Here is a 19,927-nt window from a genome sequence, read left to right as displayed (position 1 = left end):
CAAAACGGTTCAATTTCAGTTTATTGCAATAAAAGGTACATTTTTTGTGGGAAAAACGGCAAATATTGTTTATCTTTGCAATCTGTAAAAAGCAAATAGATGAATATATAATGATGGAAGATTATAAAAAAGAAGATTTTGATAGACTCAAGAATGAGGTCGAAACGCTGGTGGGACGAAAGATTGTTTCACCAAGGGATTTTGATTTCCTTTCCCGACAGATAGAGGGTTATACCCAGGAAACGGTTTCGGTGAGCACGCTGAAGCGTCTGTGGGGATATGTGGCATGTTCCTGCAATCCGAGCAGGTTCAATCTGGAATTGCTCTCCCGCATGGTGGGATATCCCAGCTGGAATGCGTTCGTAGAGAGTAAGAATGCTGTTGCTTCCAGCCGATTCTTTATCAAGAGCAAGCTGATTGCTGATGCTCTTGTCGTAAATGATCTGGTTAGACTGACCTGGCAGCCCGGCCGTATTCTTACCATCAAGTATCTGGGAAATGACAATTTCAAGGTGATGGAATCGCTGAACAGCAAACTGGCTGCCGGGGATACGTTTACCTGCCACCAGTTTGTGGCTGATGAGCCTCTTTATCTTTCCAACCTGACCCATCCCGGCATTCCTCTCTGCAACTATGTGGCAGGACAGAATGGAGGCATCAAGTGGAAAGTTCTTGAAGGATAAACTGTACGGTTCTTTCACCATATAATCAAGGGTCTATACGCCACCTTTTCATCGTGGCATATAGACCCTTGTCGTTTCCCGTGAAGTGCGGGGAACTATACAGAAGTAAAAAAGGGTGTATCATGGACTTATGACACACCCTCTTTTTCTGATATATATAAAGAGGTGTTATGCCTCATGCTGTCTTACACCCATGCGGGCCTCCACTACGTTCACCACGTAGTCGCCGAGCTTCTCGCATTCCTGGATGATGTCCATATACATCGTACCGATGGCGTAGGTGTAGAGATGGTTGTTTACATCGTTGATGTTCTGGCTCTTCAACTGGTTGCGATAGTTGTTGATCTCATTCTCGATGTTGAAAGAGAGGTTGGCATCGTTGTCCCCCTTGTGACCTACGAGAGTGATGTTCATCTGGGTGAGGGCGTTGTCGGTAAGCTCCATCATCTGGTGCATGTGCTCATACTGCGAAGTGATGAAGTCTTCCTTGCCTTTGAAACGGCGGTTGAGCGTGCGGGCGATGTTGAAACAGCTGTCACCGATACTCTCGATTTCAGAAATCTCACGGAGCATGGCACGAATCTTTGCCTTGGTCTCGTCAGAAAGATGAGAATCGCTCACCTGGTCGAGATACTTGGCAATCTCAATCTCCATGTTGTCAGAGATACCCTCGTATTTCTCGATGCGGGTGTAGAGTTTTACGAACTTGTCTTCATTGGTTTCTCCCAGGAGCTCCTTCACCATGCCGAACATGCGCTGGATGCGCTCGGCAAAACTGTGGATTTCCTTCTGAGCCTCCAGAACGGAGATTTCCGGAGTCTTCATGATACCACTCTGGATGAAGCGCAGACGGAAGTCGTCCTCTTCGGCATTCTTCTTAGGACGGATAATCTTGCATACCAGCTTCTCTATCTGTGGGACAAACCATACCAGGATAAAGGTGTTGGAGAGATTGAACGTGGTATGGAAGGCGGCAAGCACGAAGGAGAGCTTGGCTGCGTTGGCAACGAAATGAGGATCGCTCTTCTCCATGGCATCGTCGAAACCTACCCAACCGCAAACCAGGTGGATGAACGGACGGAACACGCAGAGTATCCACAGCACACCGAAGATGTTGAACACCATGTGCGCCATCGCCGCTCTTCGTGCCTGCGTGTTGGCGGTGAGTGCTGCCACGTTGGAAGTTACGGTGGTACCGATATTCTCACCCATTACGAGCGCAATACCTTGATAGATAGGCAGTACGCCGGTGGAACAGAGAATCATCGTAATCGCCATGACGGCAGCCGAACTCTGCACACACATGGTCAGGATACTACCTATGAGCAGGAAGGTGATGGTGGTCTGGAAGCTGTGAGGGTCGAAGCTGGAGAAGAACTCCAGAACTGGCTGGTTATGAGCCAGGTCCATATCAATACCGGTTTGGCGAAGAGTACCCAAACCAAGGAACATAAAGGATATACCAAAGATGAAGTCGCCGATAATCTTGCGCTTCTTACTGTAAATCAGGATAATGGCAATGAAGAATGCAGGCCATACAAAGTCGGTGATGTTGAACGAGAAGCCGGCACTCATGATCCAGGCGGTAAGCGTGGTTCCGATATTGGCACCCATGATGACCGAAATAGCCTGGGCGAGGGTAAGGAGACCTGCGTTGACGAATGATACCGTCATCACCGTTGTAGCCGTAGATGACTGCACCGCAGCTGTGATGAGCGTACCCGAGAGGATGCCCGTCACACGATTGGTGGTCATCGTTCCTAACACATGGCGGAGCTGAGGTCCAGCCATCTTCTGCAAACTGTCGCTCATGGTCTTCATACCAAACATAAGTAGGGCGAGTGCTCCAATAAGCCTGAAAAATATCCAAATAGACATATTATAACTTAATTAATGTTGTCAAAAACAAGAAGTATCCGAATTTCTTCGTAACTTTACGCTCTGTAAGCGTGCTCCTCTCCGGGGAGTAGGTTGATGACCCGGAACAGCTTTTAGGAAGGGCTGGACGGGCAGTAGATTGTGTAACTTTGTAACATCTTTTTAATGCAAATGAAACAAGTAATTCAAATCCGTTGCAAAAATAATAAAAAAACTCAGAAAGTCGAAATTGGAAGCACACTTTTTGATGTTTTTTCTTCATTTGACCTCAAAATGACCCACGGACCGGTGTCTGCAAGGGTAAATAATAAGGTTGAGGGCATGCATTATCGTGTATATAACAGTAAGGATGTAGAATTTCTGGATATGACAACTGCGTCAGGTTCCCGTGCCTATACCCGCACCCTCTTCTTCGTACTCTGCAAGGCGGTGCAGGATATCTATCCGGCTACAGATGTGGTGATTGATATTCCGGTTTCCAACGGCTTTTATGTGGATATCCGTCTCGGTCGGCCGGTTGTGGATGAGGATGTGAATATCATCCGCTGCCGCATGCAGGAGATTATCGATGCCCGGATGCCTATTCGCCGGTTCACCGTTCCTACGGAAGATGCCATCACCCTGTTTCAGGAGAAGGGAGATGTGGAAAAAGTAAAACTGCTCAAGACTTCGGGCTCTATCTATACTACCTATTATAAAATAGGTGAATACGTGGATTATTATTACGGAACATTGCTCACCAATACCTCCCAGCTCTATCTCTTCGGCTTGGAGAAATATTATGACGGCATGCTCCTGCGCATTCCTTCGCTCAAGAATCCGGACGAGCTGGGCGAGATGACCCGGCAGGACAAGATGTTCGACATCTTCAAGGAGCATCATCGCTGGCAGGAAATCCTGGGTATCAGAACCGTGGGCGACTTCAATCAGGCTATCGAAGCCGGTCATGCTACCGACATCATCAATATCAGCGAGGCACTGCAGGAGAAGAAGCTGGCTAAGATTGCTGAGGATATTGCCCAGCGCAAGGGTGTGAAGCTCGTGCTTCTTGCTGGTCCTTCGTCTTCCGGTAAGACAACATCCTGCAAGCGCCTGAGCATTCAGCTTGCCGTAAACGGACTGAAACCGTTGCAGATTTCGCTCGATGATTATTTCGTGGACAGGGATAAGACTCCGAAGGATGAGAATGGAGAATATGATTTTGAGAGCATCTATGCGTTGAATCTCGATTTGCTCAACGACCAGTTCAATGCCCTCTTCCGTGGTGAGGAGGTGGATTTGCCGAAATATGATTTTCCTTCAGGCAAGAGTATCAAGAGCGGAAAGAAACTGAAGCTGGAGCCTAGCAATGTGCTGGTGGTAGAGGGAATCCACGCCCTGAACCCAGAGCTGACGGCTCATATTCCGGAAGAGCAGATTTACCGCGTGTATGCTTCGGCATTGACTACCATCCTGCTGGATAATCATAATTATATTCCGACAACCGACAACCGTCTGCTGCGCCGCATCATCCGCGACTATAAATATAGAGGTGTATCGGCTCAGGAGACCATTCACCGCTGGCCATCGGTAAGAGCTGGCGAGAACAAATGGATATTCCCGTTCCAGGAGAATGCTGATGCGATGCTGAATACGGCGATGCTCTATGAACTGTCCGTGCTCAAGATGCAGGCAGAACCATTGCTGCAGCAGGTTCCGGAAAACTGCGAGGAATATGCGGAAGCTTACAGACTGCTGAAATTCCTGAAGTATTTCAAGGGAATCCCTTACAATAATCTTCCTCCAACTTCCCTATTGCGAGAATTTCTAGGCGGAAGTTCTTTCCATTATTAGGCGGTTGGAGAAAGGAAAAGGCGTCTTGGGGAAAGGAAAAGGCGTCTTTTCGAAATGAAGTAAGCCTCATTCCACATTTTGCCTGGTTATGGCACAATATTGCCCTCGGCTGGGGCAATATTGTGCCATTGCCGGGCGTAATTTTTTATGTCGTGAGGAAATTTTGAAGGCAAGCGTTGCCGCATCGTATTCCTGCGAATAAAACGCTACTTTCGCTTTTACTCTTCACTCTTCACATCTTGGGCGTAAGTGGTTGATATACAATGGGTTTTGTGCGTGAAGAGGCAAACCCGACTCTTCACCACTTTTCACCACTCTTCACCTGATTCTTTTTGAGGGTGTAACCCCTTTTATTTACACTATGTTTAGTCATCTATGATGACCAATATCTGTCTTCAATGATGGCTGAGCTTCGTGATAAGTAAGCGGCTCCGCGTTTATACCTTGCATAAGGTGAAGAGTGGTGAAGAGTGGTGAAGAGTGAGATCTGACTCTTCACCTGTTTAATGTGTTGATATTTAATGGGTTAACGCCGAGATGTGAAGAGTGAAGAGTAAAAAGGAAAGTGGCTTTCTATACAGCCACTTTTCGCTTTAGAGCTTGCTTCCGTAGCAGAGGTCGCCCGCATCACCGAAGCCTGGTACGATGTATTTATGCTCGTTCAGTCCCTCATCGATAGATGCACACCAGATGGTTGTCTTATCCTCAGGGAAGGTCTTCTTGACATGCTCGATTCCTTCTGGAGCGGCAAGGACGCAAGCCACGTGGATATGCTTAGGATTTCCCTTGGTAAGGAACGCCTTCATGCCCAACTCCATGCTGATGCCTGTAGCCAGCATAGGGTCGGCGATGATGAGCACCTTATCCGTAAGATCAGGTGTGGCGAGGTATTCGATATGTACGCCTACCTCAGTATGCTCCTTGTTGGTATACTCGCGATAAGCGCTCACAAAGGCATTGCCTGAATGGTCGAAGATGTTGAGGAAACCCTCGTGGAAAGGAAGTCCGGCACGGAAGATAGTACCGATGACAATCTTGTCTGTAGGGAAATTAACCTGGGCTACACCGAGCGGGGTAGTCACGTCTCTGTTCTCGTAATTCAGAGTCTTTGAAATCTCGAAAGCCTCATACTCACCGATTCTCTTGATGTTGTTGCGGAAGAGGAGCCGGTTCTTTTGATAATCACAGTCGCGCATCTCTGCCAGATAGCGGTTGATGATGCAATTGTGCTCGCTCAGATTATTTATTTTCATAAGTTGTAGTATTTTTATTCTGTTGTTTTTATCTTATGCAAAGATAATGCAAATCATGGAAACTACAAAATGTTTGGGCAACTTTTTTCCTCGTTTTCTGAAGCTATATATATTAAATAGGTGGGTTGGCACAAAAAGATGGGGATTCCGGATGCTGAACAGCAACGAATATTTGCAAAGTCAACGTGGCAAATTATAGACGAAATGGAGCGATTTTAATTTCTTTAACCAAAAAAGATTTTAAAATACATTATTTATATGCGAGAATCTTTGTTATAAAACATATTTTTCGTAACTTTGCGGCGGTTTTAGGAAAAAGGGGTTCGTTAGAGAATCCAAAATAAAAAAAAGATAAGTTTCAGAATAAATATTTCACAACTTAAATACATTTAAAAAAATGGCAAAGTTAGATTTGACAAAGTACGGCATTACTGGTGCTACAGTAATTGCTCACAATCCTTCTTACGAGCAGTTGTTCGAGGAGGAGACAAAGGCTGGTCTCGAGGGTTACGAGGTAGGTCAGCAGACAGAGTTAGGTGCAGTTAACGTTATGACAGGTATCTACACTGGTCGCTCACCTAAGGATAAGTACATCGTAATGGACGAGAACTCTAAGGACACTGTATGGTGGACAACTGATGAGTACAAGAACGATAACCACCCAATGTCAGAGCAGGTTTGGGGTACTGTTAAGGATCTCGCTGTTAAGGAGCTCTGCAACAAGAACCTCTATGTAGTAGATGGTTTCTGCGGTGCTAACAAGGATACACGTATGGCTGTTCGTTTCATCGTTGAGGTTGCTTGGCAGGCTCACTTCGTAACAAACATGTTCATCCGTCCTACAGCTGAGGAGCTTGAGGCTTTCGAGCCAGACTTCGTTGTTTACAACGCTTCTAAGGCTAAGGTAGAGAACTACAAGGAGCTCGGCTTGAACTCTGAGACTTGCGTTGCTTTCAACGTAACATCTAAGGAGCAGGTTATCATCAACACATGGTATGGTGGTGAGATGAAGAAGGGTATGTTCTCTATGATGAACTACTTCTTGCCATTGAAGGGTATGGCTTCTATGCACTGCTCTGCTAACTGCGATATGAACGGTGAGAATACAGCTATCTTCTTCGGTCTTTCTGGTACAGGTAAGACTACATTGTCAACAGACCCTAAGCGTAAGTTGATCGGTGACGATGAGCACGGATGGGATGACAATGGTGTATTCAACTTCGAAGGTGGTTGCTACGCTAAGGTTATCAACCTTGACAAGGAGTCTGAGCCAGATATCTACAACGCTATCAAGCGCAACGCTCTCCTCGAGAACGTAACTGTAGCTGCTGATGGTAAGATTGACTTCGCTGATAAGAGCGTAACAGAGAACACTCGTGTTTCTTACCCAATCTTCCACATCAACAACATCCAGCCAGGTTCTTCTGCTCCAGCTGCTAAGCAGGTTATCTTCCTTTCAGCTGATGCTTTCGGTGTATTGCCACCAGTATCTATCCTGACTCCAGAGCAGACACAGTACTACTTCCTCTCTGGTTTCACAGCTAAGTTGGCTGGTACAGAGCGCGGTATCACAGAGCCTACTCCAACATTCTCTGCTTGCTTCGGTCAGGCATTCTTGGAGTTGCACCCAACAAAGTACGCTCAGGAGTTGGTTAAGAAGATGAACAAGAACAATGCTAAGGCATACCTTGTTAACACAGGTTGGAATGGTACTGGCAAGCGTATCTCTATCCGCGATACACGTGGTATCATCGACGCTATCTTGAACGGTGACATCGACAAGGCTCCAACAAAGCAGATCCCTATGTTCGACTTCAAGGTTCCAACAGAGTTGCCAGGTGTAGCTACTGAGATTTTGGATCCACGCGATACATACGCTGAGGCTTCTCAGTGGGAGGAGAAGGCTAAGGATTTGGCTGCTCGTTTCATCAAGAACTTCGCTAAGTATACAAACAATGAGGCTGGTAAGGCTCTCGTTGCTGCTGGTCCACAGCTCTAATTCGACTCTTCGAATTCATACTCAATATGGAATCCCGTTTTCTCGCAAGAGAAGCGGGATTTCTTCGTTTTTAATCTTCTAAATCACTAAAAAACTTAAAAAATGCGCCTAAAATGAATAATTTGCATAATAATAAGGAGAAAAGGGCGAGTTTTTGAAGAATTCTCTGTAAATTTGCAGCTAAAAAGAAAAATTGGATAGAATGAAAAGGAAGTTTTTAGCTTTCGTAGTGCTGCTGGCAGCTACTTTATCGCTCTCTTCATGTTTGAGCAGCGACGATGATTTAAATGTAGAATATACACATGATACTGCTATTACGGCGTTTTCTCTGGGATCACTCGATCAGTGGGGCAAGACAAAGGATGGTACCAAGGATTCCTTGTATAAAGCTGTTGTGGCAGGCGCTAATTATAAATTTTATATTGATCAGGCTACACGCCAGATCTATAATGTCGATTCCTTACCATGCGGTGTGAGGGATTCGGCTATGCTGGCTACTATTACAAGCAAGAATAGTAGCCTTGTCGTGTTGCAGGATATTGATAAGACTGATTCGCTTATCACTTATTCCAGCACAGACTCTATCAATTTCTCCAAGCCAAGACTCATCCGTGTTTACAACAACGACTTCACTGCCTATGCTACATATACCGTGAAGGTAAACATCCATCAGGAAAAGGGTGATGTGTTCAACTGGCAGGAGAAGGCTCAGCAGAATACTGTGCTCTCTCAGCTCAGCCATCTGAAGATGGTTTCGCTGGGCAGCAATATCTATGTATTCGGCAAGAATGCTGAGGGATTGAAGATTTACAAGACTGCCAATACCGATGGTATGGGATGGCAGGAGATTACCGCCAATATCGCTTTCGGTGCGGATGACTATCAGAATGCGGTGGCTATGGGTAATAACCTCTATATCTTGTCAGACGGAAAGGTATATGCTTCTGCAGATGGCTGCAACTGGCAGGAGAAGGGAAGCGATGCTTCTCTCAAACTGATGGTAGGCGCCAGCAGCAAGAACCTTTATGCCTATACTGCTGCCGGTATCTCTGTTTCAAAGAATCAGGGTGCCAGCTGGACTGCTTTGGCGCTTGACAAGAGCGTTGATTATCTGCCAACAAATAATCTCTCTATGTGCTCTACCAGCATTCGCTCTGCCAAGAACGTGGAATATCTCATGCTGATGGGTACTCGTGACAAGAGTTATGGCGACTCTATCGCTACTATCTGGAACCACGTAGTAGACAATGATGCTGATGCTGCTGACAATGAGTGGAATTACTTCGAACTCGACAGCCATCAGCCATACAAGATGCCGATGATGGATCAGGTATTGACCTGTGCAGCAGATACAGGCTTTGTTGCTGTGGGCAGCAATGGCAAATGGTATAAGAGCAAGGATAACGGAATTAGCTGGAAGGTTGACTCTCTGGTTACTCTGCCTGCAGCCTTTACCTTTAACGTTAACAGCAGCATCGGTTTCTGTCGTGATGCCAACAATTACTATTGGCTGATTCGTGGTGGTAATGTCTGGAAAGGCCGCTTCAATCGTGATGGCTGGCGCAAGGACCAGACTATTTTTGAATAACTGAAATGTAGTCATGATTCGTAACTTATGCAGCCTGTTGCTTCTCATCAGCTTGCTTCCCGTTCAGAAGGCGCAAGCGCAGGATGACCCGCAATATCGATTGGAGATAGGTGCGGGCATAGGTACTATGGCGTATGAGGGCGACTTTAATGGCAGCATTTTCAAGAATATGCAGCCGATGGCTGCCGTTGTGGGACGATATAATATCGACCCATACAAAGATCTGCGGCTGAATATTGGCTTTGGCAAGATAAAAGGATCTTCTGACAATGTGGATTCTTATTTCCCTGACTATGCCGGGCAGCCTTACTCGTTTAACAATACGCTGGTAGATGCCAGCTTCGTGTTCGAGTATAACTTCTGGCCATACGGTACGGGTAGAGATTATCGGGGAGCCAAGCCGCTGGTGCCGTTCATCTTTGGTGGTCTGGGAGCCACCTATGCGACGGGAAGCGAAAAGAATGTGTTTACCGCCAATATCCCCCTGGGTATAGGCGCAAAATATAAAGTAAGTGAACGACTGAACGTAGGACTGGATTGGACCATCCATTTCTCGCTGAGCGATGAGCTGGATGGGGTGAAAGACCCTTACTGGGTAAGCAGTAGCGGAGCTTTCAAGAATACCGACTGCTACTCAACGCTGCAGGTGTCGCTGACCTATAGTTTCAATGCAAAATGTAGAACTTGTAATAAAGAAGATTAATATGGACAACTTGGATATGAACAGAATACCTGAGCACATCGCCATCATCATGGACGGCAATGGACGCTGGGCAACAGAAAGAGGCAAGAACCGCAGTTATGGTCATCAGGCAGGAGTGGACGCAGTGCGTTGCATTACCTCAGAATGTACTCGCTTGGGTGTGAAATTCCTTACCCTCTATACCTTCTCTACCGAAAACTGGAACCGTCCTGCCGACGAGATTTCTGCCTTGATGGGACTGGTACTGTCTTCACTGGAAGATGAAATCTTCATGAAGAACAATGTACGTTTCCAGGTGATAGGCGATATGAAGCGATTGCCACAGGCGGTGCAGGATAAGTTGCAGGAAACAATGGATCATACTGCCAAGAATGATGCCATGACCATGGTGGTAGCCCTGAGCTATTCTTCACGATGGGAAATCATGAAGGCGATGAAGGAAACCGTGAAGGAAGCCATGGAGAAGGGCACCAGCTATGAGGAAGTGGAGAAGATGCTGACCGAGGAGAACTTTGAGAAGCATCTGGAGACCAACTTCATGCCAGACCCAGACCTCCTGATCCGTACAGGTGGCGAGTTGCGTATCAGCAACTATCTGTTGTGGCAGATTGCATATTCAGAGTTGTATTTCTGCGATACTTACTGGCCAGACTTCAACGAGGAGTGCCTGCACAAGGCTATTGCGAGTTACCAGGCTCGCCAGCGTCGCTTTGGCAAGACTGAGGCTCAGGTAGAGGCAGAGGAAGAAAAGTAAAAAAACAACCCCCAATATAAGAAACGAAAATACATTATATATAATAAGGTATAAATGAACAAGCTAAGAAAGATTTTCATCCTGCTGCTAGGCGTTATGGCAAGTATGCAGATTCAGGCACAAGATAAGATCGTTAATCCCGACATCTCTTATGCTGGTACACCCCGTACGCTGAAACTGGGTGGCATCAATGTATCAGGTGTGGAAGGATACGAAGACTATGTGCTGACTGGTATCTCCGGACTTACAGTAGGAGATGAGATTACTGTACCTGGAGACGACATCACTACTGCTGTCAAGCGTTACTGGAAGCATGGACTCTTCTCGAAGGTTGCTATTGCTGCCGACTCTATCGTGGGTGAGAAACTCTATCTCCACATCTATCTGGCTGTTCGCCCTCGTATCTCAAACATCAATTACATCGGTTTGAAGAAGAGCGAACGTGAAGACATGGAGCAGAAACTCGGCATGGTGAAGGGTACGCAGGTTACTCCTAACATGCTGGACCGTGCCAAGATTCTTGCCAAGAAATACTTCGACGACAAGGGTTTCAAGAACGCCGACATCCAGATTAACCAGCGTGATGACGTGGCAAACAAGGGACAGGTAATCCTTGATGTGATAGTAGACAAGAAGGAAAAGATCAAGGTACACGAGATTACCATCGACGGTAACGAGCAGCTGAGCGACAGGAAGATCAAGGGTGGACTCTTCTCCAAGGGTGCCTTTGCCAAGACTCATGAGGCTGGTAAGTTTGCCACTTTCTTCAAATCCAAGAAGTTTACACCTGAGCGTTGGAAGGAAGATAAGGAGAAACTGATCGAGAAATACTACGAGTACGGTTATCGCGATGCACAGATTCTGGAAGACAGCGTGAGCAACTTTGATGACAAGCATGTAAATGTATACGTCAAGGTGGCTGAAGGCAAGAGATATTATCTGAGAAATATCACATGGTCGGGTAATACCGTATACAATACCTTCGACCTGGATCGCATTCTGGGTATGAAGAAGGGTGATGTATATAACCAGAAGTTGCTGAAAAAGCGACTCAATGAGGACGATGATGCGGTTTCCAACCTCTATTATAACAATGGTTACGTGTTCTCTAACATCAATCCTGCCGAAATCAATATCGACGGAGATTCCATCGACCTGGAGATGCGCGTGACAGAGGGACCTCAGGCTTATCTGAGCCATGTACGTATCAACGGTAATACCCGTCTCTATGAGAACGTAGTACGCCGAGAGCTCCGTACCAAGCCAGGTGACCTCTTCTCTAAGGATGCCCTGCTGCGTTCGGCACGTGAGTTGGCTTCCATGGGACACTTTGATCCTGAGAAGGTTAACCCGGATGTAAGGCCTAATCCTGAAGATGGTACGGTGGATGTAAACTGGGACCTGGAGCAGAAGAGTAACGACCAGATTGAGTTCTCGCTCGGTTGGGGTCAGACGGGTGTCATCGGACGTGTGGGCTTGAAGCTCAACAACTTCTCCATGGCAAACCTCTTCAACAAGAACAAGGAGCACCGTGGTATCATGCCTATAGGTGACGGTGAGGTGCTGAGTATCGGTGCACAGACCAACGGTACCTACTATCAGAGCTACAACGTAAGCTACTCTACCAACTGGTTTGGTGGCAAGCGTCCTATCCAGTTCAGCGTAGGTGCATACTACAGTAAGAGTACAGACGTGTCAAGCAACTATTACAATAGTGCTTACATGAACAACTATTACAGCTATATGTATGGTTATGGTTCCAGTTACTATAATAACTACGAGAACTATTACGATCCAGACAAGTATATCCAGATGGTGGGTGTGAGCCTCGGTTGGGGTAAGCGCCTCCGTTGGCCGGATGATTACTTCACCTTGTCTGTACAGTTGGCTTACCAGCGCTACATGATGAAGAACTGGAGCTATATGTTGATGACCAACGGTAATGCGAACAACTTGAACTTGACCATCGCATTGAACCGTACATCAACCGACAACCAGCTCTTCCCACGTACAGGTTCTGAGTTCGAGGCAAGCGTCAACCTTACTCCACCATGGAGTGCGTTCGACAACAAGGACTACAAGAATCTGGCAAACAACTCTCAGTCTGCCACCTATTCAATGGAGCAGCAGGAGAAGTATCGCTGGATTGAGTATCACAAGTGGAAGTTCAAGTCTAAGACTTATACAGCACTCACAGAGGGGCAGAAGTGCTTCGTATTGATGACCCGTGTAGAACTCGGTTTGCTCGGTGCTTACAACAAGTACAAGAAGAGTCCATTCGAGACCTATTATGTGGGTGGTGACGGTATGAGCGGTTATTCATCATATTATGGTGAGGAAACTATCGGTCTCCGTGGTTATGAGAACGGTTCTGTATCATACGGCCGCAGCACAGGTTACTATGCTTATGCCTACGACCGCTTCTCACTGGAGCTCCGTTATCCATTCCTCCTGGGTAATACCACCATTTATGGTTTGACCTTTGTTGAGGCTGGTAACGCCTGGTATGATACCAAGGACTTCAACCCATTCAGCATGAAGCGTAGTGCCGGTGTGGGTGTTCGTATCTTCCTGCCAATGGTAGGTTTGATGGGTATCGACTGGGCATACGGTTTCGACAAGGTTTGGAACGGAAGCCAGTATAAGAAGGGTGGAAGCCAGTTCCACTTCATCTTGGGTCAGGAATTCTAAAGATAAATCTTATGAAGAAAATAGTATTGATGCTGATGATGGCTGTAGCAGCCATCTCAGCACATGCGCAGAAATACGCATTGGTAGATATGGAATATATCCTGAAGAATATTCCAGCTTATGAGCGTGCCAACGAGCAGTTGAACCAGGCTAGTCTTCTTTGGCAGGCTGAGGTAGAAGCCCTGAATACGGAGGCTAGCACTCTGTACAAAAACTACCAGAACGAAGTGGTCTTCCTCTCACAGGAGCAGAAGAAGGCTAAGCAGGATGCCATCATGCAGAAAGAGAAAGAGGCAAGCGACCTGAAAAAGAAATATTTCGGGGCTGAAGGCGAGCTCTATAAAAAGCGTGAGGCATTGATGGGACCTATCCAGGAAGAGATTTATAATGCCGTCAAGGAAATCTCAGATTTGCGTGGTTATACACTGGTAATAGACCGTGCCAGCAACAATGGTATCATTTTTGCTTCGCCAAAGGTAGATATTAGCAACGAAGTGCTCCAAAAATTAGGTTATTCCAAATAATAATTGTAAATTTGCAGCCGATAGTGAACGTATGGCGCTTGCAAGGCGGCATGGGAACATGAATTAGAATTAATAATCAAAAAGAAATAAAACAATGAAAAAGCTTATTTTAATGTTGATGCTTTGTGCACCAATGACAATGATGGCACAGAAGTTTGGCAAGGTAAATACACAGCAGATCATGCAGTCTTTGCCAGATGTTGCTAAGGCTAACGGCGAGATGGAAGCTCTCCAGAAGCAGAAGGAGAACGACCTCAAGGCTATGCAGGACGAGTTCCAGCGCAAGGCTGACGAGTACCAGAAGGGTGCCAGCACCATGAACGCTACTGCTAAGCAGCAGAAGGAAACTGAATTGCAGGGTCTTCAGCAGAAGATTCAGCAGGCTTACCAGGATGGTCAGCAGGAGTTGCAGAAGAAGAGCAGCGAACTCATGCAGCCTATCGTAGCTAAGGTTCGTACTGCTATCGAGGCAGTAGGTAAGGCTGGTAACTATACTTACATCTTCGAGGAAGGTTCTGCTGTTTATACAGGTACCAACGTGGTTGATGTAACCAAGGAGGTTCAGGCTAAGATTAAGTAATCAATCGGTTCATTCGATAGTAAGCTGAGGGCAGGCACAAGTGCCTGCCCTTATTTATCATCCAGTATATTCATATATAATATAATAAGGTATCACGCATCATGAAAAAGAATCTCTTATTTTTGGCTTTCGCTCTCTTTGCACTCTCGGCTTCTGCCCAGCAGAATCCAGCGGTGGGAGCACAACAGGCAACTACTGCTGCCCAGCCGGTATTGCGATTTGGCTACTTCAGTTTTGAGCAGGTTTTTCATACCATGCCTGGCTATGCCATAGCCAAGCATAATATGGACGAACTCCGTGGCAAATACGATGAAGAAACCAAGCGTGTTGAGACCGAGTTTAACAGCAAGTATGAGGAATTTCTTGATGGCCAGCGCTCTTATGCCAAGTCTATCTTTGAGAAAAGACAGGCTGAGCTGCGTGAGTTGATGGAGAAGAATATTGCCTTCAAGGCTGAGGCTGCCCGTCTTCTGAAAAAGGCAGAGGAGGAGGCTTATGCTCCATTAAAGGCAAAGATGAATGCTGCCTTACAGCAGATAGGTAAGGAGAACGGATTTGCTTTCATTCTCAATACCGATAACAATGCCACTCCTTATCTGAGTGCTGAGATGGGTGTGGATATTACAGAAGCACTAAAGGAGAAAATTAAATGATGTTACCATCTAATCCGGGACCTATCGGTATCTTCGATTCGGGCTATGGCGGTCTTACCATCCTGCATGGATTGCGCCAGCTCTTGCCACAGTATGACTATATGTACTTGGGCGATAATGCCCGTGCCCCTTACGGTTCCCGTTCCTTCGAGGTTGTATACAAATTTACCCGCCAGGCGGTTATCAAGCTGTTCTCAATGGGTTGTCATCTGGTTATCCTGGGTTGCAATACGGCATCGGCTAAAGCCCTGCGTTCCATCCAGCAGAGGGATATTCCGGAATTGGATCCGGATCGTCGCGTGCTGGGTATTATCCGACCAACTGCCGAGGTGATTGGCGAACTCACCAAGAGCCGGCATGTGGGTATTCTTGCCACGGAAGGTACCATCAAGAGTGAGAGCTACAAGATGGAAATAGGTAAGTTGTGGCCAGACATAGAGGTAAATGGTGTGGCTTGTCCTCTGTGGGCTGCCATCGTAGAAGCTAATGAAGCGGATAGCCCTGGTGCTGATTACTTCGTCAAGAAACGCATCGATCAGTTGATGCGCAAGGATGCTGATATTGATACCATCATTCTGGGTTGTACCCATTATCCGCTGCTCATGAGCAGCATCGTGAAGAATATTCCTGACGGGGTGAGGGTTGTGCCGCAGGGACAGTATGTAGCAAACAGCCTGAAGGATTATCTGAAACGCCATCCAAACATGGAACAGATGGTTACGAAGGGTGGAACCTGCCAGTATCTGACTACAGAAAGTGAGGAAAAATTTAAAGAGTCTGCGATGATCTTCCTGCATGAGCAGGTAAATGCTACCCACGTAGACCTGGAATAATTTATAATTAATAGTTAAGAATTATGCAAGAAACAAGACAAAACCGTATATCAAGACTTCTCCAGAAGGAGTTGAGTCTTATTTTCCAGTCACAGACCCGCATGATGCACGGTGTGATGGTAAGTGTTACAAAGGTAAGAGTAAGTCCGGATCTCAGCATCTGTACTGCTTACCTCAGTGTGTTCCCATCAGAGAAGGGTGAGGAGATATTGAAGAATATCAATGCCAACGAGAAGACTATCCGTTTCGACTTGGGTAGAAAGGTGAGAAACCAGTTGCGTATCATTCCTGAGCTCCGTTTCTTTCTGGATGATAGTCTGGACTATCTGGAGCATATCGACGAACTCTTGAAAAAGTAAAAGAGTAAAGAAGTAAAAAGGTAAAAAGACAAATGAATTTTCCATTCTTTATAGCTCGTAGGTATCTTTTCTCAAAGAAGAGCACACACGTTATCAACGTGATCAGTTCTATCTCTGTGATTGGTGTGGCTGTGGCTACGATGGCTTTGGTTATTGTATTGAGCGTGTTTAACGGTTTTCATGACCTGGTGGCATCGCTCTTTACGAGTTTTGACCCACAGCTCAAGGTTGTGCCTGTGGAGGGAAAGACAGCCCCTTCTGATGATCCCATTCTAACCCAGATTCGCTTGCTGCCAGAAGTGGATGTGGCTACGGAAACCGTAGAGGATCAGGCGTTGGCTATCTATCAGGGCAAGCAGGCTATGGTTAAGATTAAGGGTGTGGAAGATAACTTCTCAGAGTTGTCGCACATTACTGATATCTTGTATGGAGACGGCACTTACTCTCTTCATGCGGCAAACCTGGAGTATGGTATCCTGGGTATCAGGCTGGCGCAAACCATGGGTATCGGAGCTCAATGGGATGGTTATCTCAAGATTTATGCTCCAAAGAAAGAAGGACAGTTGGATTTGTCGAATCCTGGAGAGGGCTTTGTTGCCGATTCGCTCAATTCGCCTGGTGTGCTTTTCTCGGTAAGGCAGTCGAAATATGACAAGAACTACATCGTAACCTCCATAGCCTTCGCACGCAATCTCTTCGGACAGCAAGGAATGCTCTCCGATCTGGAAATCCGTTTGAAGGAAGGAAGCGATTTGAATGCCGTCAAGGCAGAGATGCAGAAGATAGCCGGTACCAAGTATAAGGTGCTCGACCGCTTTGAACAGCAGGAAGATACTTTTAAGATTATGTCGATAGAAAAATTGATGGCATATATCTTCCTGACCTTTATCCTGGTGGTGGCTTGCTTCAATATCATCGGCTCGTTGTCGATGCTCATCATTGACAAGAAGAATGATGTGGTGACGTTGAGGAATCTGGGTGCCAATGATAAGCAGATTACGAGAGTCTTCCTTTTCGAAGGACGTATGATTGCCGTGATTGGTGCCGTGATAGGTATCGGATTGGGATTGTTGCTTTGTCTCTTACAGCAGCAGTATGGTTTCGTTCGCCTGGGTGAATCGGAAGGCTCGTTTATCGTGGATGCTTATCCGGTCAGCGTACATTATACAGATGTGGCTATCATCTTTGTTACGGTCATCGCCGTGGGATGGCTTGCCGTATGGTATCCGGTACGGGCATTGAGTAAAAGACTTTTGAGTTAATAGAAAGAAATTTTGTCCTTTGCTGTTTTTAGGCACGGATTACACGGATTTTTTATGAGATGATAATCGCTTTACTTACATTAGCAGCATAAATCCATGTAATCCGTGCCTTATCTATACCCTAAGCAAGATATTTATGACACCCCCTCTTCTTTTTTATTCTTATTTTTTCTGATGAGTGTCAAACCATCGCGCAGCGGCAGAATCACCACTTCTACACGGGGGTCGTTGGCAATCAGGTCGTTGAAGGCACGGATGCCCTTGGTCTGATGGTCACGGTCGTAGGCAGGGTCAATAACATGTCCATCCCATAATGTGTTATCTGCAAGGATATATCCGCCAGGGTTCAGAATCTTCATCACCATTTCGTATGTCTCAATATAGGTGCGCTTGTCGCCATCCACAAAAGCCATGTCGAACATCACTCCCAGCTTGGGTGCTTCTACATTGGCATCTCCGATGCGGAAGTCTATTTTGTCGGCAACATCCGAACCTTCTATCCAGGGACGGGTGAAATCTTCCATCTCGTCGTTGATTTCGAAAGTGTATAACTTGCCGCCTTCCTGCAGCCCCTGCGCCAGACAGATGGCGCTATAGCCGCTGAAAGTGCCTACTTCCAGAATATTTTCAGGACGTATCATCTGTACAAGCATCTTGAGCAGACGACCCTGAATGTGACCACTTGCCATACGGCCGTGGATGGTGTGGATATTCGTGGCCCGGTAAAGACGGTATAGATAATCGCCTTCTGGCTCAATATGCTGGCAGATGTATTTGTCGATAAGTTCTGTCTCTGTCATATTATTGATTGGCTATGATTCCTGCAATGGCAAGGTCGTAAGAAGCCAGACCGAAACCGCAGATGACTCCGAGGCAAGCGCAGGAAATATAAGAATGATGGCGGAACTCTTCACGTTTGTGCACGTTGGAGATGTGAACCTCAACGCAAGGACATTTCAAACTCCGGATGCAGTCTTGCAAGGCAATACTTGTATGGGTATAGGCACCTGCATTGAGAACTACTCCATCGTAAGAGAATCCCACTTCCTGTAATTTGTTGATAAGCTCACCCTCGATGTTGCTCTGATAGTAATCTATCTCAACATCAGGATATTTAGCCTTTAACTGAGGTAAGTAACTCTCGAAAGAATTGCTGCCATAAATGCCTGGTTCACGAACACCTAAGAGGTTCAGGTTTGGACCATTGATGATTTGTATTTTCATAAACAATCGATTTTTATTTTCTAAATCAATATTTTTTTGTATCTTTGCGGCAGAGAGCAGACTCGATGTCTTGAATGAAGAAAAGACAAAGAGCATCAATTCTCTGCTTTCAGATGCAAAGGTAAGAATAAAAATGGAAACAGACAAGAAAATGGGTAATGATTTTATCAGGAATTATATGAGGTACCTCAAGTTGGAGCGCAGCTACTCGCTCAATACGCTTGAGGCATATCGTCATGATCTGCAATTCCTGATAGAATATGGAGAAGAGAATGACAAGTCGCTTCTGGAAATGAGATTGGAAGATTTGGAAACCTTTTCTGCCAGCTTGCATGATAAGAAGATAGGAGCCCGTTCGCAAGCCCGTATTCTGAGTGGCGTGCGTTCTTTCTATCGCTTTCTGGTACTCGACGGTTTTATAAAGGATGATCCTACGGAACTCTTGCCATCTCCTCAGATAGGACAGCACTTGCCTGAGTATCTTTCCGTGGAAGAAGTGGATGCCCTGGAAGGTGCCATTGACTTATCCAAATGGGAAGGACAGCGCAACAAGGCGATTATAGAAACTCTCTTCTCTTGCGGTCTTCGGGTGTCTGAGTTGGTTTACCTCAAGAAAAGTGATGTGTTTGAGGAAGAAAAGTTTATCCGTGTTCTTGGAAAGGGAAGCAAGGAACGACTTGTGCCTATCTCGGGTAAGGCATTGAAGGAGATCAACTTATGGTATATTGACCGGAATCTCATGAAGATAAAACCTGGCGAAGAAGACTATGTGTTCCTGAACCGTAGAGGTGCCCATCTCACACGCACCATGATCCTTGTCATGATCAAGCAGACAGCACAGGATGCCGGTATCAAAAAAACGATTTCGCCGCATACTCTGCGACACAGTTTCGCCACAGCTCTGTTGAAGGGAGGGGCTGATCTCAGAGTTATACAGGACTTGCTTGGACATGAGGATATCGGGACGACAGAAGTCTATACTCATATAGAAACTTCCGACCTTCGTGAAGCTATATTGAAACACCATCCACGTAATATCAAGAAGTAAATCGGGCATTCTGAGGAAAATGTAGTCACATGGTCCTCAGAATGCTCGTTTTTTCTATAGAA

The 19,927-nt window shown here is 46.1% G+C and carries 18 protein-coding genes; 14 read left to right on the top strand and 4 right to left on the bottom strand.

Features of this window, described 5'->3' with window-relative positions:
* Positions 1 to 113: 113 nt before the first annotated feature.
* A complete protein-coding gene (locus tag ACQRBJ_RS04345) occupies positions 114 to 683 on the top strand; it encodes a hypothetical protein (protein WP_445302935.1) in 570 nt (189 codons plus the stop codon).
* A 168-nt stretch (positions 684 to 851) separates the two neighbouring features.
* On the opposite strand, the gene ACQRBJ_RS04340 is transcribed toward ACQRBJ_RS04345, so the two are convergent.
* The gene (locus ACQRBJ_RS04340; RefSeq protein WP_294969345.1) at positions 852 to 2,561 is read right to left on the bottom strand and encodes a Na/Pi cotransporter family protein; all 1,710 of its coding nucleotides are present in this window, start codon (positions 2,559 to 2,561) and stop codon (positions 852 to 854) included.
* Between the two features lie 171 nt (positions 2,562 to 2,732).
* Here ACQRBJ_RS04340 and ACQRBJ_RS04335 point away from each other — a divergent pair, with 171 nt between their 5' ends.
* Positions 2,733 to 4,394, top strand: coding sequence for a nucleoside kinase (locus ACQRBJ_RS04335; protein ID WP_295346936.1), 1,662 nt, complete (start codon positions 2,733 to 2,735; stop codon positions 4,392 to 4,394).
* 593 nt (positions 4,395 to 4,987) lie between these two features.
* On the opposite strand, the gene upp is transcribed toward ACQRBJ_RS04335, so the two are convergent.
* Entirely contained in the window at positions 4,988 to 5,647 is a 660-nt protein-coding gene (upp, locus tag ACQRBJ_RS04330) for a uracil phosphoribosyltransferase (protein WP_294969339.1), read from the bottom strand.
* A 397-nt stretch (positions 5,648 to 6,044) separates the two neighbouring features.
* Between upp and pckA the strand changes: the two genes are divergently transcribed.
* The 11 genes from pckA (at position 6,045) to ACQRBJ_RS04275 (ending at position 17,593) form a co-directional block, all read left to right on the top strand.
* Complete coding sequence (gene pckA / locus ACQRBJ_RS04325) at positions 6,045 to 7,646, top strand: phosphoenolpyruvate carboxykinase (ATP) (RefSeq protein ID WP_235391826.1); 1,602 nt, start codon at positions 6,045 to 6,047, stop codon at positions 7,644 to 7,646.
* Positions 7,647 to 7,848: 202 nt separating this feature from the next.
* Complete coding sequence (locus ACQRBJ_RS04320; RefSeq protein WP_445302934.1) at positions 7,849 to 9,234, top strand: DUF6242 domain-containing protein; 1,386 nt, start codon at positions 7,849 to 7,851, stop codon at positions 9,232 to 9,234.
* 13 nt (positions 9,235 to 9,247) lie between these two features.
* Entirely contained in the window at positions 9,248 to 9,937 is a 690-nt protein-coding gene (locus ACQRBJ_RS04315) for a DUF6089 family protein (protein ID WP_445302933.1), read from the top strand.
* A gap of 1 nt (position 9,938) precedes the next feature.
* A complete protein-coding gene (locus ACQRBJ_RS04310) occupies positions 9,939 to 10,691 on the top strand; it encodes an isoprenyl transferase (protein WP_294971361.1) in 753 nt (250 codons plus the stop codon).
* A 54-nt stretch (positions 10,692 to 10,745) separates the two neighbouring features.
* Complete coding sequence (locus ACQRBJ_RS04305; RefSeq protein WP_294971358.1) at positions 10,746 to 13,382, top strand: POTRA domain-containing protein; 2,637 nt, start codon at positions 10,746 to 10,748, stop codon at positions 13,380 to 13,382.
* An 11-nt stretch (positions 13,383 to 13,393) separates the two neighbouring features.
* Positions 13,394 to 13,906, top strand: a complete 513-nt coding sequence (locus ACQRBJ_RS04300) for an OmpH family outer membrane protein (protein WP_153121991.1) — start codon at positions 13,394 to 13,396, stop codon at positions 13,904 to 13,906.
* A gap of 94 nt (positions 13,907 to 14,000) precedes the next feature.
* Positions 14,001 to 14,486: an OmpH family outer membrane protein gene (locus tag ACQRBJ_RS04295; protein WP_153121992.1), complete on the top strand. Its 486-nt coding sequence runs from the start codon at positions 14,001 to 14,003 to the stop codon at positions 14,484 to 14,486.
* Between the two features lie 101 nt (positions 14,487 to 14,587).
* Complete coding sequence (locus tag ACQRBJ_RS04290) at positions 14,588 to 15,139, top strand: OmpH family outer membrane protein (RefSeq protein ID WP_294971354.1); 552 nt, start codon at positions 14,588 to 14,590, stop codon at positions 15,137 to 15,139.
* Positions 15,136 to 15,972, top strand: a complete 837-nt coding sequence (gene murI / locus ACQRBJ_RS04285; protein WP_217760621.1) for a glutamate racemase — start codon at positions 15,136 to 15,138, stop codon at positions 15,970 to 15,972. Before ACQRBJ_RS04290 ends, murI begins: the two co-directional genes overlap by 4 nt.
* A gap of 23 nt (positions 15,973 to 15,995) precedes the next feature.
* A complete protein-coding gene (gene rbfA / locus ACQRBJ_RS04280; protein ID WP_153121995.1) occupies positions 15,996 to 16,331 on the top strand; it encodes a 30S ribosome-binding factor RbfA in 336 nt (111 codons plus the stop codon).
* A gap of 32 nt (positions 16,332 to 16,363) precedes the next feature.
* Positions 16,364 to 17,593 carry an FtsX-like permease family protein gene (locus tag ACQRBJ_RS04275; protein ID WP_294971350.1) on the top strand — a complete coding sequence of 410 codons (1,230 nt, stop codon included), beginning with the start codon at positions 16,364 to 16,366 and terminating at the stop codon, positions 17,591 to 17,593.
* Between the two features lie 134 nt (positions 17,594 to 17,727).
* Here the strand turns inward: ACQRBJ_RS04275 and ACQRBJ_RS04270 are convergent, their stop codons facing one another.
* Together ACQRBJ_RS04270 and aroQ are read right to left on the bottom strand one after the other, a co-directional pair.
* Positions 17,728 to 18,393, bottom strand: coding sequence for an O-methyltransferase (locus ACQRBJ_RS04270; RefSeq protein ID WP_295346941.1), 666 nt, complete (start codon positions 18,391 to 18,393; stop codon positions 17,728 to 17,730).
* Position 18,394: 1 nt separating this feature from the next.
* Positions 18,395 to 18,817, bottom strand: coding sequence for a type II 3-dehydroquinate dehydratase (gene aroQ, locus ACQRBJ_RS04265; RefSeq protein WP_153121998.1), 423 nt, complete (start codon positions 18,815 to 18,817; stop codon positions 18,395 to 18,397).
* Positions 18,818 to 18,950: 133 nt separating this feature from the next.
* On the opposite strand from aroQ, the gene xerA reads away from it, so the two are divergent.
* Entirely contained in the window at positions 18,951 to 19,865 is a 915-nt protein-coding gene (xerA, locus tag ACQRBJ_RS04260; protein WP_445302932.1) for a site-specific tyrosine recombinase/integron integrase, read from the top strand.
* The last annotated feature ends 62 nt before the right edge of the window (positions 19,866 to 19,927 follow it).

Origin of the sequence: Prevotella sp. SGI.167, from assembly GCF_050313615.1 — a bacterium.
GTDB lineage: Bacteria > Bacteroidota > Bacteroidia > Bacteroidales > Bacteroidaceae > Prevotella.
This window is presented reverse-complemented; position numbering and strand designations above follow the sequence as displayed.

What these genes read in the sequence shown, in the direction of transcription:
- murI (WP_217760621.1), top strand. Translation starts at nt 15,136, where the DNA reads ATGATGTTACCATCTAATCCGGGACCTATCGGTATCTTCGATTCGGGC.
- aroQ (WP_153121998.1), bottom strand. Translation starts at nt 18,817, where the DNA reads ATGAAAATACAAATCATCAATGGTCCAAACCTGAACCTCTTAGGTGTT.
- xerA (WP_445302932.1), top strand. Translation starts at nt 18,951, where the DNA reads ATGGAAACAGACAAGAAAATGGGTAATGATTTTATCAGGAATTATATG.
- ACQRBJ_RS04290 (WP_294971354.1), top strand. Translation starts at nt 14,588, where the DNA reads ATGAAAAAGAATCTCTTATTTTTGGCTTTCGCTCTCTTTGCACTCTCG.
- ACQRBJ_RS04315 (WP_445302933.1), top strand. Translation starts at nt 9,248, where the DNA reads ATGATTCGTAACTTATGCAGCCTGTTGCTTCTCATCAGCTTGCTTCCC.
- ACQRBJ_RS04310 (WP_294971361.1), top strand. Translation starts at nt 9,939, where the DNA reads ATGGACAACTTGGATATGAACAGAATACCTGAGCACATCGCCATCATC.
- ACQRBJ_RS04275 (WP_294971350.1), top strand. Translation starts at nt 16,364, where the DNA reads ATGAATTTTCCATTCTTTATAGCTCGTAGGTATCTTTTCTCAAAGAAG.
- ACQRBJ_RS04295 (WP_153121992.1), top strand. Translation starts at nt 14,001, where the DNA reads ATGAAAAAGCTTATTTTAATGTTGATGCTTTGTGCACCAATGACAATG.
- ACQRBJ_RS04305 (WP_294971358.1), top strand. Translation starts at nt 10,746, where the DNA reads ATGAACAAGCTAAGAAAGATTTTCATCCTGCTGCTAGGCGTTATGGCA.
- ACQRBJ_RS04335 (WP_295346936.1), top strand. Translation starts at nt 2,733, where the DNA reads ATGAAACAAGTAATTCAAATCCGTTGCAAAAATAATAAAAAAACTCAG.
- ACQRBJ_RS04345 (WP_445302935.1), top strand. Translation starts at nt 114, where the DNA reads ATGGAAGATTATAAAAAAGAAGATTTTGATAGACTCAAGAATGAGGTC.
- ACQRBJ_RS04300 (WP_153121991.1), top strand. Translation starts at nt 13,394, where the DNA reads ATGAAGAAAATAGTATTGATGCTGATGATGGCTGTAGCAGCCATCTCA.
- rbfA (WP_153121995.1), top strand. Translation starts at nt 15,996, where the DNA reads ATGCAAGAAACAAGACAAAACCGTATATCAAGACTTCTCCAGAAGGAG.
- ACQRBJ_RS04320 (WP_445302934.1), top strand. Translation starts at nt 7,849, where the DNA reads ATGAAAAGGAAGTTTTTAGCTTTCGTAGTGCTGCTGGCAGCTACTTTA.
- ACQRBJ_RS04340 (WP_294969345.1), bottom strand. Translation starts at nt 2,561, where the DNA reads ATGTCTATTTGGATATTTTTCAGGCTTATTGGAGCACTCGCCCTACTT.
- pckA (WP_235391826.1), top strand. Translation starts at nt 6,045, where the DNA reads ATGGCAAAGTTAGATTTGACAAAGTACGGCATTACTGGTGCTACAGTA.
- ACQRBJ_RS04270 (WP_295346941.1), bottom strand. Translation starts at nt 18,393, where the DNA reads ATGACAGAGACAGAACTTATCGACAAATACATCTGCCAGCATATTGAG.
- upp (WP_294969339.1), bottom strand. Translation starts at nt 5,647, where the DNA reads ATGAAAATAAATAATCTGAGCGAGCACAATTGCATCATCAACCGCTAT.